The organism is Halomonas sp. PBN3 (assembly GCF_000475415.1).
GTDB classification, from domain to species: Bacteria; Pseudomonadota; Gammaproteobacteria; order Pseudomonadales; family Halomonadaceae; genus Halomonas; species Halomonas shengliensis.
The window spans coordinates 12576-27865 of sequence record NZ_AXCA01000002.1 but is presented as its reverse complement, the minus strand read 5'-3'; the positions used below and the strand labels follow the sequence as shown (position 1 = coordinate 27865).

The 15290-nt window shown below is 70.1% G+C and carries 17 protein-coding genes; 7 read left to right on the top strand and 10 right to left on the bottom strand.

Annotated features, from left to right (window positions below; all coding sequences use genetic code 11):
* Positions 1 to 13: 13 nt before the first annotated feature.
* Complete coding sequence (locus Q673_RS19455) at positions 14 to 1516, bottom strand: YifB family Mg chelatase-like AAA ATPase (protein WP_023004281.1); 1503 nt, start codon at positions 1514 to 1516, stop codon at positions 14 to 16.
* Positions 1517 to 1583: 67 nt separating this feature from the next.
* Positions 1584 to 1928 (bottom strand): accessory factor UbiK family protein, encoded by a 345-nt coding sequence (locus Q673_RS19450; RefSeq protein WP_023004280.1) that lies wholly within the window; start codon positions 1926 to 1928, stop codon positions 1584 to 1586.
* A 290-nt stretch (positions 1929 to 2218) separates the two neighbouring features.
* On the opposite strand from Q673_RS19450, the gene Q673_RS19445 reads away from it, so the two are divergent.
* From Q673_RS19445 to glnK, 3 genes are all read left to right on the top strand, one after another.
* Complete coding sequence (locus tag Q673_RS19445; RefSeq protein WP_023004279.1) at positions 2219 to 2557, top strand: P-II family nitrogen regulator; 339 nt, start codon at positions 2219 to 2221, stop codon at positions 2555 to 2557.
* Between the two features lie 40 nt (positions 2558 to 2597).
* Positions 2598 to 3848: an ammonium transporter gene (locus tag Q673_RS19440; RefSeq protein WP_023004278.1), complete on the top strand. Its 1251-nt coding sequence runs from the start codon at positions 2598 to 2600 to the stop codon at positions 3846 to 3848.
* Between the two features lie 145 nt (positions 3849 to 3993).
* Positions 3994 to 4332, top strand: a complete 339-nt coding sequence (gene glnK, locus Q673_RS19435) for a P-II family nitrogen regulator (protein WP_023004277.1) — start codon at positions 3994 to 3996, stop codon at positions 4330 to 4332.
* Between the two features lie 133 nt (positions 4333 to 4465).
* Here the strand turns inward: glnK and Q673_RS19430 are convergent, their stop codons facing one another.
* The gene (locus Q673_RS19430; protein ID WP_023004276.1) at positions 4466 to 5242 is read right to left on the bottom strand and encodes a ferredoxin--NADP reductase; all 777 of its coding nucleotides are present in this window, start codon (positions 5240 to 5242) and stop codon (positions 4466 to 4468) included.
* Between the two features lie 174 nt (positions 5243 to 5416).
* Here Q673_RS19430 and Q673_RS19425 point away from each other — a divergent pair, with 174 nt between their 5' ends.
* Positions 5417 to 6343, top strand: coding sequence for a LysR family transcriptional regulator (locus Q673_RS19425; RefSeq protein WP_023004275.1), 927 nt, complete (start codon positions 5417 to 5419; stop codon positions 6341 to 6343).
* 75 nt (positions 6344 to 6418) lie between these two features.
* Here the strand turns inward: Q673_RS19425 and Q673_RS19420 are convergent, their stop codons facing one another.
* Positions 6419 to 6847, bottom strand: a complete 429-nt coding sequence (locus Q673_RS19420; protein ID WP_023004274.1) for a host attachment protein — start codon at positions 6845 to 6847, stop codon at positions 6419 to 6421.
* Positions 6848 to 7054: 207 nt separating this feature from the next.
* Here Q673_RS19420 and Q673_RS19415 point away from each other — a divergent pair, with 207 nt between their 5' ends.
* Positions 7055 to 7537: a hypothetical protein gene (locus Q673_RS19415; protein ID WP_023004273.1), complete on the top strand. Its 483-nt coding sequence runs from the start codon at positions 7055 to 7057 to the stop codon at positions 7535 to 7537.
* Positions 7538 to 7562: 25 nt separating this feature from the next.
* Here the strand turns inward: Q673_RS19415 and Q673_RS19410 are convergent, their stop codons facing one another.
* Together Q673_RS19410 and hemE are read right to left on the bottom strand one after the other, a co-directional pair.
* Positions 7563 to 7961: a VanZ family protein gene (locus Q673_RS19410; protein WP_023004272.1), complete on the bottom strand. Its 399-nt coding sequence runs from the start codon at positions 7959 to 7961 to the stop codon at positions 7563 to 7565.
* A complete protein-coding gene (gene hemE, locus Q673_RS19405; protein WP_023004271.1) occupies positions 7954 to 9030 on the bottom strand; it encodes a uroporphyrinogen decarboxylase in 1077 nt (358 codons plus the stop codon). The genes Q673_RS19410 and hemE overlap by 8 nt, the downstream gene beginning before the upstream one ends.
* A 143-nt stretch (positions 9031 to 9173) precedes the next feature.
* Here hemE and ribA point away from each other — a divergent pair, with 143 nt between their 5' ends.
* Positions 9174 to 9809 (top strand): GTP cyclohydrolase II, encoded by a 636-nt coding sequence (ribA, locus tag Q673_RS19400; RefSeq protein ID WP_023004270.1) that lies wholly within the window; start codon positions 9174 to 9176, stop codon positions 9807 to 9809.
* Between the two features lies 1 nt (position 9810).
* Here ribA and djlA read toward each other — a convergent pair whose 3' ends face one another.
* Genes djlA through Q673_RS19380 form a run of 4 tightly spaced genes read right to left on the bottom strand, consistent with a single transcriptional unit; the run spans position 9811 to position 13726 of the window.
* Positions 9811 to 10578 carry a co-chaperone DjlA gene (djlA, locus tag Q673_RS19395; protein ID WP_023004269.1) on the bottom strand — a complete coding sequence of 256 codons (768 nt, stop codon included), beginning with the start codon at positions 10576 to 10578 and terminating at the stop codon, positions 9811 to 9813.
* Entirely contained in the window at positions 10578 to 12545 is a 1968-nt protein-coding gene (gene dxs, locus Q673_RS19390) for a 1-deoxy-D-xylulose-5-phosphate synthase (protein ID WP_023004268.1), read from the bottom strand. Before dxs ends, djlA begins: the two co-directional genes overlap by 1 nt.
* Before the next feature lie 16 nt (positions 12546 to 12561).
* Positions 12562 to 13446, bottom strand: a complete 885-nt coding sequence (locus Q673_RS19385; RefSeq protein WP_023004267.1) for a farnesyl diphosphate synthase — start codon at positions 13444 to 13446, stop codon at positions 12562 to 12564.
* Positions 13436 to 13726, bottom strand: coding sequence for an exodeoxyribonuclease VII small subunit (locus Q673_RS19380; RefSeq protein ID WP_023004266.1), 291 nt, complete (start codon positions 13724 to 13726; stop codon positions 13436 to 13438). The genes Q673_RS19385 and Q673_RS19380 overlap by 11 nt, the downstream gene beginning before the upstream one ends.
* 243 nt (positions 13727 to 13969) lie before the next feature.
* Here Q673_RS19380 and serA point away from each other — a divergent pair, with 243 nt between their 5' ends.
* Positions 13970 to 15220, top strand: coding sequence for a phosphoglycerate dehydrogenase (serA, locus tag Q673_RS19375; protein ID WP_023004265.1), 1251 nt, complete (start codon positions 13970 to 13972; stop codon positions 15218 to 15220).
* Positions 15221 to 15290: the final 70 nt, after the last annotated feature.

The window sequence follows — 15290 nt, the reverse complement described above, 5'->3', positions numbered from 1 at the left end:
TCCTCCTCACCCCTCACCCCTTGAGCAGTCGATCGAGCTGGCGATAGCCCACCGCCTCGATCAGCTGCTCGCGCTCGGGGCGCACCGCCCCGGCGAGATCGGCCAGGGTCAGCGCCACCCGCAGCACCCTGTGGTAGGCCCGCGCCGAGAGCTTGAGCCGCTCCAGCACCTGGGCCAGCCAGGCACGATCCGCCGCCGAGAGACCGCAGGCCGCCTCCAGCTCGCGCCCGGCCAGGTGTGCGTTGAGCGCCCCTCGCGCCAGCTGGCGCTCGCGTGCGGCCAGCACCCGCTCGCGCACCGCCGCGGAGCTTTCCCCGGGCTGGCTGGCGGTGAGCTGCTCCGGCGGCAGCGCCGGCACCTCCACCTGCAGGTCGATGCGGTCGAGCAGCGGCCCGGAGAGCCTGGCCTGGTAACGCTGGATCTGCGCCGCGGTGCAGTGGCAGGCCTGGCGCGGGTCGCCCAGGTGGCCACAGGGGCAGGGGTTCATGGCGGCGACCAGCATGAAGCGCGCCGGATAGCGGCGCTCGTGGCTGGCCCGGGCGATATGGATGCGCCCGGACTCCATGGGCTCGCGCATCACCTCCAGCACATGGCGCGGGAACTCCGGCAGCTCGTCGAGGAACAGCACCCCGTGGTGGGCCAGGGAGATCTCGCCGGGGCGCGGCCGCGCGCCGCCGCCCACCAGCGCCACCGCGCTGGCGGTATGGTGCGGGGCGCGGAAGGGACGCCGCCCCCACTCGGCTCGCAACGGCAGGCCGCTGACCGAGCGCACCGCCGCCACCTCCAGCGCCTCGTCGTCGGTGAGCGGCGGCAGGATGCCGGGCAGGCGGCTGGCCAGCATGGTCTTGCCGGTGCCGGGCGGACCGGCGAAGAGCAGGTTGTGGGCGCCGGCGGCGGCCACCTCCAGCGCCCTGCGGGCCTGGAACTGGCCGCGCACCTCGGCGAGGTCGGGCAACGGCTGGGTGGCCTCGGGCGGGCGCGTCAGGCGGTAGGGGACGATGGGGGCCTGGCCCAGCAGGTGGGCGACCACCTCCAGCAGGTGGTCGGCGGGCAGCACCTCGAGCTCCCCGGCCAGGGCCGCCTCGTCGGCGTTGGCCCGCGGCACGATCAGCCGACGACCGGCGCGCCGCGCAGCCAGGGCCAGCGGCAGCACCCCCTCCACGGGGCGCAGGGCACCGTCCAGCGCCAGCTCGCCGACGCTCTCGGTCGCCTCCAGGCAACCAGGCGGCAGTTGGCCGGAGGCGAGCAGCAGCCCCAGGGCGATGGGCAGGTCGAAGCGCCCGCCCTCCTTGGGCAGGTCGGCGGGCGCCAGGTTGAGGGTGATGCGCCGCAGTGGATACTCGAAGCCGGCGTTGACCAGGGCGCTGCGCACCCGCTCACGGCTCTCCTTCACCGCCGTTTCCGGCAGCCCGACCAGCGTCATGCTGGGCAGGCCGTTGGAGAGGTGTACTTCCACCTGCACCTCGGGTGCCTCCAAGCCGAGCCCGGCCCGGGTATGCACGATCGCCAGCGTCATGGGCGTTCCCTCGCGGATGGACTGCTCTCAGGCTAGTCCAGGGCGCGGCGGGTCGCCCGGCGCGACCTCAAGAGGCGGCGTCGCCGCCCTGGCGCTGGGCGCCCTCCTGCGCATCGTCCGTCGCCGGGGCATCGGCGCCCTCGGCCGCCGCGGCGCTGCCGCCGGCCTGGGCCTCCACCAGTGCCTCGAGGGCGGCGACCTGCTTCTCCAGCGACTCCACCCGAGAGCGGGTGCGCTGCAGCACGTCCATGAGGATGTCGAAGTCCTCTCGCGAGACCAGCTCCAGGCGGTCGAAGGCGCCCTTCACCACCTGCTGGACGCCCTTCTGGATCTCCTCCGGGGCCTGGGAGGCCCCCTGCAGGCGCTCCCCGATCTGCTGGGCCAGGCGGCCGATCCTGTCGTGGGTCACCATGACGCATCTCCTGTTGGTCGATGAATGCCTACAGGATACGCGGGGCGTGGCCACGACGCATGCCCTCCTGCTCACCGCGCCTGCCCCGTCAGGGCGCATCGGCGCCCTGGTCGACGCACCAGGACGGTGCATCGCGCCGCCCTCGCCATGCGAACGCCCCCATGCCCTCCGGCGACAAGCGCCGTAACTCATTGATCAGTAGAAAGGTTATTTCCCGCTGGCACGCCCTGCGCATCGGCCAGTGCAGCCGCCCCATCGGGTTGCCTCCCATCCCCACGAGGAGACAGGACATGAAGCTGATCACCGCCATCATCAAGCCCTTCAAGCTGGACGACGTCCGCGAGGCGCTGGCCGACAACGGCGTGCAGGGCATCACCGTCACCGAGGTCAAGGGCTTCGGCCGCCAGAAGGGCCATACCGAGCTCTACCGCGGCGCCGAGTACGTCGTCGACTTCCTGCCCAAGGTCAAGATCGAGATCGCCGTGGACGACGGCCGCCTGGAAAGCGTGCTCGACGCCATCTGCGAGGCCGCCGGCAGCGGCAAGATCGGCGACGGCAAGGTCTTCGTCACGCCGCTGGAGGACGTGATCCGTATCCGCACCGGCGAGCGCGGCGCCGATGCCGTCTGAGCCATGACCGACTGCCGCTTCCCCGACTGGAGAATCCACCATGAGTGAACTGACCGAACTGAGCTATGCGCTCGATACCTTCTACTTCCTGATCTGCGGCGTGCTGGTGATGTGGATGGCCGCCGGCTTCGCCATGCTCGAGGCGGGCCTGGTGCGCGCCAAGAACACCGCCGAGATCCTCACCAAGAACGTGGCGCTGTTCGCCATCGCCTGCACCATGTACCTGCTGGTGGGCTACTACCTGATGTACTCGAGCCCCGAGGGCGGCATCCTGCCCAACCTCGGCGTGCTGCTGGGCAGCGAGAACGGCATCGACGCCGTGCTGGCTGGCGGCGACGACGCCCCTTACTACGCCATGCGCGCCGACTACTTCTTCCAGGTGGTGTTCGTGGCGACCGCCATGTCCATCGTCTCCGGGGCGGTGGCCGAGCGCATGAAGCTGTGGGCCTTCCTCGCCTTCGCGGTGGTGATGACCGGCCTGATCTACCCGGTCTCCGGCTACTGGACCTGGGGCGGCGGCTGGCTCTCCGCGGCTGGCTTCTCCGACTACGCCGGCTCCGGCATCGTGCACATGGCCGGTGCGGCCGCGGCCCTGGCCGGCGTGCTGGTCCTTGGCCCGCGCAAGGGCAAGTACGGCAAGGACGGCAGCATCTACGCCATCCCCGGCGCCAACCTGCCGCTGGCCACCCTCGGCACCTTCATCCTGTGGATGGGCTGGTTCGGCTTCAACGGCGGCTCCGAGCTGAAGGTCTCCGACGTCGCCTCCGCCAACAACATGGCCCAGGTGCTGGTCAACACCAACGCCGCCGCCGCCGGCGGGGTGATCGCCGCCCTGGTGGTCGCCAAGCTGTGGTTCCGCAAGGCCGACCTGACCATGACCCTCAACGGCGCCCTGGCCGGCCTGGTGGCGATCACCGCCGACCCGCTCTCGCCCTCGGCACTGAGTGCGGCACTGATCGGCGCCGTGGGCGGGGCCATCGTGGTGGCCGCCATCGTCGCCCTGGACAAGCTGAAGATCGACGACCCGGTGGGCGCCATCTCGGTGCACGGCGTGGTCGGCATCTGGGGCCTGCTGGCGGTGCCGCTGAACAACGGCGACGCCACCTTCGGCGCCCAGCTCCTCGGCATCGTCGGCATCTTCGCCTGGGTCTTCCTGGCCAGCCTGATCGTCTGGGGCATCCTCAAGGCGGTGATGGGCGTCCGCGTCAGCGAGGAGGAGGAGTACGAGGGCGTCGACCTGACCGAATGCGGCATGGAGGCCTACCCCGAGTTCAGCGTCGCCAAGAAATGAAGGCAACGCGTAACGAGTGAGCTGGCGTGCTCCACTTGGCTCCCGCAAGGGGGCCTTTTTTCTTCCCCGCCGGCGGGGTGTATCCTAGGGACAATCCGCCTATCGCCGGCGGCATGCCCGCCCCAGAATCGACGAGGAACCGACCATGAAACTGGTGACCGCCATCATCAAGCCCTTCAAGCTCGACGACGTCAGGGAGTCCCTCTCGGAGATCGGCGTGCAGGGTATCACCGTGACCGAGGTGAAGGGCTTCGGCCGTCAGAAGGGCCACACCGAGCTCTACCGTGGTGCCGAGTATGTAGTGGACTTCCTGCCCAAGGTGAAGCTCGAGGTCGCCGTGGACGACGAGATGGCCGAGAAGGTGATCGATGCCATCACCAGCGTGGCCAACACCGGCAAGATCGGCGACGGCAAGATCTTCGTCACCCCGCTGGAGCAGGTGATCCGCATCCGCACCGGCGAGACCGGCAAGGATGCCGTCTGAAAGCTGGAAGCTGGAAGCTGGAAGCCAGTTAGCGTGATGCCAGCTCTTCCCTACTGAACCCCCCGTGGTCTAGACCACGGGGGTTTTCTCTTCCAGCTTCCAGCCGCGAAGCGGCGCTCTTCAAGCTTCCAGCTTATTTCTCGACGAACGCCCGCTCGATCACGTAATCACCCGGCTCGCCCATGCGCGGCGAGATCTTGAAGCCCAGCTCGTCGAGCAGCTCGCTGGTGCTCTCCAGCATCGCCGGGCTGCCGCAGATCATGGCGCGATCCTGCTTGGGGTCCAGCGCCGGCAGGCCGGTATCCTCGGCCAGCTTGCCGCTGCGGATATGGTCGGTGAGGCGCCCCATGGTGTGGAATTCCTCGCGGGTCACCGTGGGGTAGTAGACCAGCTTCTCGCTGATCTCCTCGCCCAGGTACTCGTGGGCCGGCAGCTCCTTCTGGATGAAGTCGGCGTAGGCCAGCTCGCTGACGTTGCGCACGCCGTGCACCAGCACCACCTTCTCGAAGCGCTCGTAGACCTCGGGGTCCTGGATCAGGCTCATGAAGGGCGCCAGGCCCGTGCCGGTGGAGAGCAGGTAGAGGTTGCGCCCCGGCAGCAGGTCGTCGGTGACCAGGGTGCCGGTGGGCTTGCGGCTGACCATGATCTGGTCACCCACCTGAAGGTGCTGCAGCCGCGAGGTGAGGGGGCCGTCCTGCACCTTGATGCTGAAGAACTCCAGGTGATCCTCGTAGTTGGGGCTGGCGATGGAGTAGGCACGCATCAGCGGCTTGCCCCCCACCTCCAGGCCGATCATCACGAATTGGCCGTTCTTGAAGCGCAGGCTGCGCTCGCGAGTGGTGCGGAAGCTGAACAGGGTGTCGTTCCAGTGGTGGACGCTGAGCACCTCTTCCAGGGCGAACTTGCTCATGCCGGCTCCTCTGAGTGCGAAAGATCTCCTGGCGGAGAGACCTATATGCTTTAAAAGAATAAAATGGGCTTGTAGATTTGCATTGAATTCTAAGCCAGGAGGCGTTATCTGTTAAATGGATTGTATGGATAACCTTTATCCATAACCTTGATATAAGTCACTGGAGAGCCGCCCATGCGCTTCACCCTGCGCCAGCTGGAAGTCTTCGTGGCGGTGGCCCAGCACGAGAGCGTGTCGCGGGCCGCCCGCGCCCTGGCGCTCTCCCAGTCCGCCGCCAGCAGCGCCCTGGCCGAGCTAGAGCGCCAGTTCGATTGCCAGCTGCTGGATCGCCACGGCAAGCGACTGCGCCTCAACGCCCTGGGCTTCCAGCTGCTGCCCAAGGCGGTGGCGCTGCTCGACCGCGCCGAGGAGGTGGAGGAGCTGCTCCACGGTCAGCAGGGCATCGGCGTGCTGGACGTCGGCGCCACCCTGACCATCGGCAACTACCTGGCCACCCTGCTGATCAGTGACTTCATGCAGCGCTACCCGGGCAGCCGGGTGCGCCTGGCGGTGCGCAATACCCGCGCCATCGTCGAGAGCGTCCGCCACCACCGCCTCGACCTGGGGCTGATCGAGGGGCAGTGCGAGGAGGAGGACGTGGTCACCCAGCCCTGGGTGGAGGATGAGCTGGTGGTGTTCTGCTCGCCGCGCCACCCCCTGGCCGGCGCCGGCGAGGTGGAGCTAGGCCGCCTGCTGCGCGAGGCGTGGATCATGCGCGAGGAGGGCTCCGGCACGCGCCTGACCCTGGAGCAGGCGGCACGCCACCGGCGCGGGCGCTTCAACGTGCTGCTGGAGCTGGAGCACACCGAGGGCATCAAGCGGGCGGTGGAGTCGGGGCTGGGCATCGGTTGCGTCTCGAAGCTTGCCCTGCGCGACGCCTTCCGCCGCGGCAGCCTGGTGCCCATCGCCACCCCGGAGCTGGACCTGAGCCGCCAGTTCACCTTCATCTGGCACCGCCACAAGTACCTCGCCACCGGCATGCGCGAGTTCCTCAAGCTGTGCCGGCAGATGACCGAGGGGGTCACCCGCAGCGACCAGATCGACCTGCCGCCGGTGCCCTGAGCCCGACGGTCAGCGGACGACAGCGGGCCCGGCCATCATGACCGGGCCCGCGAGGAGAACGAAGCGACGGCGCGCTCAGCGCATATCGCTGACCGCCTCCTGGATCTCCTCGAGGCTCGCCTTGGTGAGGTCCTTGGTCAGGGAGTGGATCACCAGCTTCGCGGTGGGGCCGTCGAGCTTGTCGCGCAGCTGGCCGAGGAAGCGTGCCGGCGCCACCAGGATCAGCTTCTCCATGCTGTTGTCGGTGCGCGCCCGGTAGAGGCGCTCGGCCACCTCCTTGGCGAACACCTGTTCCTCGTGGGCCCGCGCCGTGCTCTCGCCGCCGGCCGAGCGCGCCGAGGTCGAGGTCGACTCGTGCACGTCGGCCCCGCGATCCGTCACCAGGTCGCCCTCGTGCAGCCGGCTCGCCGCGTGCACCAGGCTGTCCTGCTCGACCAGCTTGAGCGCGTCGCGGGTGAAGATCCTCGCCCGCGCCGCATCCGCCACCACGATATAGGTTGTCATAGCCACTCCTTGATACCGGTGGGTCGACGGTCGACGCCGCGCCGGCCGCCTCTGGATCAACCATGGCAAGCACCATGACGGCGGTCAACCACCCGATGCGGGCACACGCCAGGAACTGCAGCCGGGACGCAACTGGGGTAGCATTCGGGTAAGCCGGCAGGGAGGTCGGCCGTCTCATCACCACGATGTGTCTCCGGGAGGACCCCGATGCGTCAGTTCCTGTTTCCCCGCCGCCCCCTCGCCCGCGGCACCCTGCTCACCTGCCACCTGCTGCTGCAGCTCGGCCTCGCCGCCGGCGCGGCGCTGTGGCTGGCCCCGCGTACGCCCTGGCTCTCCGCCACGACCTGGCAGGCGGCCTGGCCCGACCTCGCCCTGGGGGCAGGCCTCTGGCTGCTGGCGGCGGTGATGCTACGGCTGGTCGCCGAGCTGTGGCTGCTGCCTCACCACCTCGCTGGCCAGCTCGGCGCCGGGCCGGTGATCACCCGCTCCTGGGAGCGACGCCCCGCCGTGCACGACCACGAGGCCGCCTGGACCAGCGAGGCACGCCCGCTGGGCGGCGAGGACGAGGTGGTCGGCCGTGCCCGGGTGACCCGACCCGCCGAGCCGCTGCGTCAGCGTGGCCGGGAGCCCTCGCTGGACCTGGCGGCTCACGCTGGCGAGGCAGCGACACCCCGCGAGCCACGCCTCTAGCGTCGAGCCGCGGATTGCGAAGCCGCTAGCCCCGAAGGGCCTGGGCGCCGAGGAGGAGACGGCGCAGGCCGGCCAGCAGCAGCACGGCGGCCCCGGCGCCGAGGCCGTTGGCCAGGATATCGGCCCAGTCGCCGCCGCTACGTCCCGGCACCAACAGCTGGGCGAACTCGATCACGCCGCCGTAGCCGGCGGCGATCAGCAGGGCCAGCGGCAGCCGGATGCCTGCCAGGCCGACCAGCCCGGCGAGGCCGGCGTAGCCCACGAAGTGGCTGAGCTTGTCCCAGGGCAGGTGGCTGGGCATCTCCTCGCCCGGGGTCAGGCTGCCCAGGGCGATGACCAGCGCCGCCACGACGGCCAGCGCCGCCCACAGGCGGCGCCGGTCGTGCAGGCGGCGAAGGCCCCCTCGCCAGCCCGCTTCAGCCATGGAGGATGTTGCGGTGGTAGGCGGGGCTCAGGTCGTGCAGCGCCTCCATGAAGGCGGTGACCCGGTCCGGGTCGGTGAACTGGCTGATGCCGTGACCCAGGTTGAAGACGTGGCCCGGCCCCTCGCCGTAGCTCTCCAGGATACGCGCCACCTCGGCGCGGATCGCCTCGGGGCGGGCGAACAGCACGTTGGGGTCGAGGTTGCCCTGCAGCGCCACCTTGTGGCCCACCCGGGCACGCGCATCGGCGAGCTCGGTGGTCCAGTCCAGGCCCACGGCGTCGGATCCGGCCAGGGCGATGTCCTCGAGCCACTGGCCGCCGTTCTTGGTGAACAGGATCACCGGCACGCGGCGCCCCTCGTGCTCGCGGATCAGCCCGGCGACGATCTGCTCCATGTAGCGCAGCGAGAACTCCAGGTAGGCAGGCGTGGAGAGCGCCCCGCCCCAGGTGTCGAAGATCTGCACCGCCTGGGCGCCGGCGCGGATCTGGGCATTGAGGTAGTCGGTCACCGCCGTGGCCAGGGTGTCGAGCAGGTCATGCATCACGCTGGGCGTGTCGTAGAGCATGGTCTTGACGTGGCGGAAGTCCTTGCTGGAGCTGCCCTCCACCATGTAGGTGGCGAGCGTCCAGGGGCTGCCGGAGAAGCCGATTAGCGGCACCCGGCCGCCCAGCTCGCGGCGGATGGTGGAGACCGCGCGCATCACGTAGCCGAGGTCGCGCTCGGCGTCCGGAGCGGCGAGTGCCGCCACCTCCTCGGCGGTGCGCACCGGCTTGCGGAACTTGGGCCCCTCGCCGGTCTCGAAATAGAGCCCCAGCCCCATGGCATCGGGGATGGTGAGGATATCCGAGAACAGGATCGCGGCGTCCAGCGGGTAGCGCTCCAGCGGCTGCAGGGTCACCTCGCAGGCCAGGTCGTGGTTGCGACACAGGTCCATGAAGTTGCCGGCCTCGGCGCGGGTGGCGCGGTACTCCGGCAGGTAGCGTCCGGCCTGGCGCATCATCCACACCGGGGTGCGGTCCACCGGCTGGCGCGCCAGGGCGCGCAGAAAACGATCGTTCTTGAGTTCCATGCGGCGGTCATCCACGGGAAATGTGCCCGGCATTGTACCCGATCACGACGGGCGGCGGCTGCGCCCGTGAGCCGCCGGCGGCTTCCTGCTAGAATGTCGGCCCATCCTGCGGCACCGCCCGCGGCCTGCTACCGAGGTACCCCGTGACGATTCGCTTCATCGCCGCCTCCCGACTGCCCACCCCCTGGGCCACCTTCACCATGCACGGCTTCGAGGACGAGGCCACCGGCAAGGACCATATCGCCCTGACCCTGGGCGACGTGGCCGACGGCGAGCCGGTGCTGGGGCGGGTGCACTCGGAGTGCCTGACCGGCGACGCCCTCTTCTCGATGCGCTGCGACTGCGGCTACCAGCTGCAGGAGGCGCTCAAGCGCATCGCCGAGGAGGGGCGCGGGGTGCTGCTCTACCTGCGCCAGGAGGGACGCGGTATCGGCCTGCTCAACAAGATCCGCGCCTACCACCTGCAGGACCAGGGCGCCGACACCGTGGAGGCCAACGAGCGGCTGGGCTTCGCCGCCGACCTGCGCCGCTACGACCTCTGCGTGCCGATGCTCGAGCACCTGGGCATCGCCGCACTGCGCCTGATGACCAACAACCCGCGCAAGGTCGACGCCCTGACCCAGGCCGGCGTCACGGTCGTGAAACGGGTGCCGCTGACCACCGGCCTCAACCCCCACAACGAGCAGTATCTCTCCACCAAGGCAGGCAAGCTCGGCCACATGATGGCGCTGGGCGACTTCACCCAGGCCAGCGACGTGGACATCGAGCGCAAGGAGTGACTTAGGCCGCCCGTGCCTTGCGGATGCGCTCGTAGGCGTTGCCGATCTCGCTGGTACGCTCCCGGGCGACCTCGCGCATGCTCTCGGGCAGCCCCTTGGCGGCCAGCTTGTCGGGGTGGTTCTGGCTCATCAGCCGTCGGTAGGCGCGCTTGACCTCGGCATCGCTGGCGTCCTGCTCGACCCCCAGCACCCGATAGGCATCGGCCAGGGAGAGCCCCCCGGAGGCACCCCCCGCAGCCTGCCCGGCGCCGCCGTGCAGCATCGCCTCGACCTGGGCGATCTCCGCCTCGGAGCAGCCCAGGCCGCGTACCACCCGCATCAGCATCTCGCGCTCGGCGGGATGCAGCTGGCCGTCGGCGGCGATCGCCGCCAGCTGCACCTGCAGGAACACCTGGCGCAGGGCGGGCTGGGGGCCCAGCAGCGGGCGCAGCCTGGCCAGCTCCGCGTCCAGGTCGAAGTCCGGCGCCTTGCCGCGGTTGAAGTCGGCGCGGGCCTGGGCGCGCTGGGCCTCGTTGAGGCGCAGGCGGTCCCACAGCACGCGCGAGGCGGCAAGCTCGTCCTCGCTGACCCGGCCATCCGCCTTGCACAGGCAGCCCATCACCGCGAAGGTCGATTCAAGGAACTGCGCCTGGGAGGCGGCCAGCTTGCCCACCAGGCTGCGACGCAGGCGGGTGACCAGCCAGTAGCCGAGCCCGCCGCCGACGAGCCCGCCCAGGGGCCCGCCGATCAGCCAGCCGAGACCCGCCCCGATCAGCACCACGATCCACATCAGCGCGTCTCCTCCGCCGCGGCGTCGCCGGCCAGGCGCCGACGGATGGCGGCCTCGATGCCGTCGGCGTCCAGGCCGCACTCGGCCAGCAGCTCGGCGGGCTTGCCGTGCTCCACGAAGGCGTCGGGCAGGCCCAGGTGGAGCAGCGGCGCGGTCACGCCCTCGGCGGCCAGCAGCTCACCCACCGCGCCGCCGGCACCGCCGGCCACCACGTTCTCCTCCAGGGTCACCAGCAGGTCGTGGTCGGCGGCGGCGGCCAGCACGGCGTCGCGATCCAGGGGCTTCACCGAGCGCATGTTGAGGTGGCTGGCATCCAGCCGCTCCGCCACCTCGGCCGCCGGCGTGTTGAGGCTGCCGAAGGCGAGCAGGGCGATGCGCCGTCCGGCCCGGGCGCCGCTTTCGCGGCGCGGCTCGGCCTTGCCGATGGGCAGCGGCTCGAGGTGGGCGGGGATCTCGGCCCCGGGGCCGGTGCCGCGCGGGTATCGCACCGCGGCGGGGCCGGGGTGGTGGTAGGCGGCGCTGAGCATGGCGCGACACTCCGCCTCGTCGGCCGGGGCCAGTACCACCAGGCCGGGCACGCAGCGCAGGTAACTGAGGTCCAGGGCACCGTGGTGGGTGGGGCCATCCTCGCCCACCAGTCCGGCGCGGTCGATGGCGAAGGTGACGTCAAGCTCCTGCACCGCCACGTCGTGGATCAGCTGGTCGTAGCCGCGCTGCAGGAAGGTGGAGTAGATCGCCACCACCGGCTTCATGGACTCGCAGGCCATGCCGGCGGCGAGGGTCACGGCATGCTGTTCGGCGATGGCCACGTCGAAGTAGCGCTCGGGGTACTGCTGCGAGAAGCGCACCAGGTCGGAGCCCTCGCGCATCGCCGGGGTGATGCCGATCAGGCGCGCGTCGGCGGCGGCCATGTCGCACAGCCAGTCGCCGAAGACGTTGCAGTACTTCTTCTTCGGCGCGGCGGACGGCTTCACCGGCGGAGGAGTCGGCCTGAGCGGCGGCGGGGTCTCGCCATGCTTCTCCGGCTCGTTCTTTTCCAGCTTGGTGATGGCGTGGTAGCCGATGGGGTCCGCCTCGGCGGGCAGGAAGCCCTTGCCCTTGCAGGTCTTGACGTGGAGGAACTGCGGTCCCTCCAGGTCACGCATGTTGCGCAGGGTCTGCACCAGCAGCGGCAGGTCGTGGCCATCGATGGGGCCGATGTAGTTGAAGCCCATCTCCTCGAAGAGGGTAGCCGGGCTGACCATGCCCTTCATGTGCTCCTCGGTGCGCCGCGCCAGCTCCAGCGCCCCGGGCAGGTGGGAGAGCACCTTCTTGCCGCCCTCGCGCATGGTGGTATAGGGCTTGCTGGTCAGGATCCGCGCCAGGTAGCTGGCGATGCCGCCGACGTTCTCGGAGATCGACATCTCGTTGTCGTTGAGCACCACCAGCAGGTTGGCGTCGACGTGGCCGGCGTGGGCCAGGGCCTCGAAGGCCATGCCCGCGGTCAGGGCGCCGTCGCCGATCACCGCGCAGACGCGACGCCGCTCGCCGCGGCTGCGGGCGGCCAGCGCCATGCCCAGCGCCGCCGAGATGGAGGTGCTGGAGTGGCCGACCCCGAAGGTGTCGTACGCCGACTCGGCGCGCCGCGGGAAGGCGGCCAGGCCGCCGTAGTGGCGGATGTTGGGCATCGCCTCGCGGCGCCCGGTGAGGATCTTGTGGGGGTAGGCCTGGTGGCCCACATCCCACACCAGGCGATCATGGGGCGTCTCCAGCGCCTGGTGCAGGGCCACGGTGAGTTCCACGACGCCGAGGCCGGCTCCGAAGTGCCCCCCGGAGACGCCCACGCTGTAGAGCAGGTAGGCGCGCAGCTCGTCGGCCACCTGGGCCAGCTGCGCGGTGGACATGGCGCGCAGCGCGGCCGGGGTATCCAGGGTGTCGAGCAGCGGCGTGGCCGGACGCTCGACGGGAATGTCATCGAACAGCTTCATGAGGGCATCTGTCGTGTCAGTGGTCACGCTCGATCATGTATCGGGCCAGCGCCGCCAGCGGCTGCCCGGCCTCGCCCAGCGGCGCCAGGGCGGCGACGGCCTCCTCCACCAATCCCGCGGCCCGCTGCCTGGCGCCCGCCAGCCCCAGCAGGGAGGGGTAGGTGAGCTTGTCGCGGGCGGCGTCGGCCCCCGAGGCCTTGCCCAGGGTGGCGGTATCGCCGATCACGTCGAGTACGTCGTCATGGATCTGGAAGGCCAGGCCGATGGCCCGGGCATAGGCCTCCAGGGCCGCCAGCCGCGGGTCCTCCTCGGCCACCGCGGCGAGCCCGCCGAGGCGCACCGCGGCACGGATCAGCGCCCCGGTCTTGTGGGCATGCATGGTGGCCAGCGCCTCGACGTCGGGATGGCCACCCACGGCGGCGAGGTCCAGCGCCTGGCCGGCCACCATGCCATCGCGCCCCGCCGCCTCGGCCAGGGTGACGATCATCGCCGCCAGGCGCGGATGGGCGCTGGCGGCGATCACCTCGAAGGCCAGCGACTGCAGGGCGTCGCCGGCCAGTATCGCGGTGGCCTCGTCATAGGCGCGGTGCACGGTAGGCTGGCCGCGGCGCAGGTCGTCGTCGTCCATGGCCGGCAGGTCATCGTGGACCAGCGAGTAGGCGTGGATCAGCTCGATGGCCACGGCCGGCGCGTCGAGGTGGGCATCGTCGGCCCCCAGGGCGCGACCGGCGGCATACACCAGCAGCGGGCGCAGGCGCTTGCCGCCCACCAGCACGCCGTGGCGCATGGCGGCCTCGAGGCGCGGTGCGGGGGCCTCGCGCGCGCCAAACAGCCCCTCCAGGCGAGCATCGGCGCGGGCGCGATCCGCGGCCAGGGCGGCCGCCAGGGCGTCAGCGTTCACCGTCGTCCTCCGTCGGCGGCGCGAAGGGCTCGAGCTCGATGCCGCCTTTGGCGCCCTCGGTCAGGGTACGCACCTTGAGCTCCGCCTCGTCGAGGCGCCGCTGGGCGTCGCGGGTCAGCCTGACCCCCTCCTCGAAGGCGGCCAGCGACGCCTCCAGCGACAGCTCACCGGACTCCAGCCGCGCCACCAGGCCCTCGAGCCGCTCGACGGTGGCGGCGAAGTCCCGCGGCGCGGCGTCGTCGGCCGGGACCGACCGGGACCGCTCGTTGCGCTCTGCCATGCTGCGTCTCACCGCCCCCTGATCGTCATGGAAAGGTCATGCAAAGGGCGACAGTATACACGCTCCCCCCCGGGGGTCGTCTGCCCCGTCGGTCAGGCCCCGTGGCGGCATCAACTTGCACCCGGCTCATGGGAGCAGCGCAGCATTTTCATCCTTATTCATCTGGCCGCTGTGCTAAGATAGCGCCCTCTCACCTGTTCATGACACTGCATGCGGCACGCGCCGGAAGGGGTTGATTCGACCATGGCCAAGACGTCCCTGGACAAGAGCAAGATCAAGATCCTGCTACTCGAGGGCATCCACCAGACCGCGGTGGACAATCTGCGCAACGCCGGGTACTCGAACATCGAGCACCTGCCCACCTCGCTGGATGAAGCCGCGCTGATCGAGAAGATCCGCGACGTCCACTTCATCGGCATCCGCTCGCGCACCCAGCTCACCGAGCGCGTCTTCGCCGCCGCCGAGAAGCTGGTGGCCGTGGGCTGCTTCTGCATCGGCACCAACCAGGTCGACCTCGACGCCGCCCTTGCCCGCGGCATCCCGGTGTTCAACGCCCCCTACTCCAACACCCGCTCGGTGGCCGAGCTGGTGCTGGCCGAGGCGATCATGCTGCTGCGCGGCATCCCCGAGAAGAACGCCCGCGCCCACCAGGGCGGCTGGCTGAAGAGCGCCAAGAACTCCCACGAGGCGCGCGGCAAGACCCTGGGGATCGTCGGCTACGGCAGCATCGGCTCGCAGCTCTCGGTACTGGCCGAGTCACTGGGCTTCGACGTCATCTACTACGACGTGATTGCCAAGCTGGGCATGGGCAACGCCCGCCAGGTGGGCAGCCTCGACGAGCTGCTGGGCAAGGCGGACGTGGTCAGCCTGCATGTGCCGGAGCTCCCCTCCACCCGCTGGATGATCGGCGCCGAACAGATCGCGCGCATGAAGCCGGGCGCCATCCTGATCAATGCCTCCCGTGGCAGCGTGGTGGTGATCGAGCCGCTGGCCGAGGCGATCCGCGAGGGGCGCCTCAACGGTGCCGCGGTGGACGTCTTCCCGGTGGAGCCCAAGGGCAACGACGAGGAGTTCGAGAGCCCGCTGCGCGGCCTGGAGAACGTCATCCTCACCCCGCACATCGGCGGCTCGACCCTGGAGGCCCAGGAGAACATCGGCATCGAGGTCTCCGAGAAGCTCGCCACCTACTCCGACAACGGCACCACCGTCACCTCGGTCAACTTCCCCGAGGTGGCGCTGCCTTCCCACCCGGGCAAGCACCGCCTGCTGCACATCCACGAGAACGTGCCGGGGGTGATGTCCGAGATCAACCGGGTACTCTCCGAGAACGGCATCAACATCGCCGGCCAGTACCTGCAGACCAACGAGAAGGTCGGCTACGTGGTGATCGACGTCGACAAGGCCTATGGCCCCCAGGCGCTGGACGCCCTGCGCCATGTCGCCCACACCCTCAAGGTACGGGTGCTCTACTCCGAGGGCAGCCAGGACATCTGATTCCGCCTGTCCTCGCCGATTCGCCGCCGCGTCATCGACGCGGCGGTTTTTATTGTGCTAATGATTGTCC

Excerpts from the sequence above, each read along its gene's own strand:
- Q673_RS19455 (WP_023004281.1), bottom strand. The coding sequence starts at position 1,516 with ATGACGCTGGCGATCGTGCATACCCGGGCCGGGCTCGGCTTGGAGGCA.
- Q673_RS19450 (WP_023004280.1), bottom strand. The coding sequence starts at position 1,928 with ATGGTGACCCACGACAGGATCGGCCGCCTGGCCCAGCAGATCGGGGAG.
- Q673_RS19445 (WP_023004279.1), top strand. The coding sequence starts at position 2,219 with ATGAAGCTGATCACCGCCATCATCAAGCCCTTCAAGCTGGACGACGTC.
- Q673_RS19440 (WP_023004278.1), top strand. The coding sequence starts at position 2,598 with ATGAGTGAACTGACCGAACTGAGCTATGCGCTCGATACCTTCTACTTC.
- glnK (WP_023004277.1), top strand. The coding sequence starts at position 3,994 with ATGAAACTGGTGACCGCCATCATCAAGCCCTTCAAGCTCGACGACGTC.
- Q673_RS19430 (WP_023004276.1), bottom strand. The coding sequence starts at position 5,242 with ATGAGCAAGTTCGCCCTGGAAGAGGTGCTCAGCGTCCACCACTGGAAC.
- Q673_RS19425 (WP_023004275.1), top strand. The coding sequence starts at position 5,417 with ATGCGCTTCACCCTGCGCCAGCTGGAAGTCTTCGTGGCGGTGGCCCAG.
- Q673_RS19420 (WP_023004274.1), bottom strand. The coding sequence starts at position 6,847 with ATGACAACCTATATCGTGGTGGCGGATGCGGCGCGGGCGAGGATCTTC.
- Q673_RS19415 (WP_023004273.1), top strand. The coding sequence starts at position 7,055 with ATGCGTCAGTTCCTGTTTCCCCGCCGCCCCCTCGCCCGCGGCACCCTG.
- Q673_RS19410 (WP_023004272.1), bottom strand. The coding sequence starts at position 7,961 with ATGGCTGAAGCGGGCTGGCGAGGGGGCCTTCGCCGCCTGCACGACCGG.
- hemE (WP_023004271.1), bottom strand. The coding sequence starts at position 9,030 with ATGGAACTCAAGAACGATCGTTTTCTGCGCGCCCTGGCGCGCCAGCCG.
- djlA (WP_023004269.1), bottom strand. The coding sequence starts at position 10,578 with ATGTGGATCGTGGTGCTGATCGGGGCGGGTCTCGGCTGGCTGATCGGC.
- dxs (WP_023004268.1), bottom strand. The coding sequence starts at position 12,545 with ATGAAGCTGTTCGATGACATTCCCGTCGAGCGTCCGGCCACGCCGCTG.
- Q673_RS19380 (WP_023004266.1), bottom strand. The coding sequence starts at position 13,726 with ATGGCAGAGCGCAACGAGCGGTCCCGGTCGGTCCCGGCCGACGACGCC.
- serA (WP_023004265.1), top strand. The coding sequence starts at position 13,970 with ATGGCCAAGACGTCCCTGGACAAGAGCAAGATCAAGATCCTGCTACTC.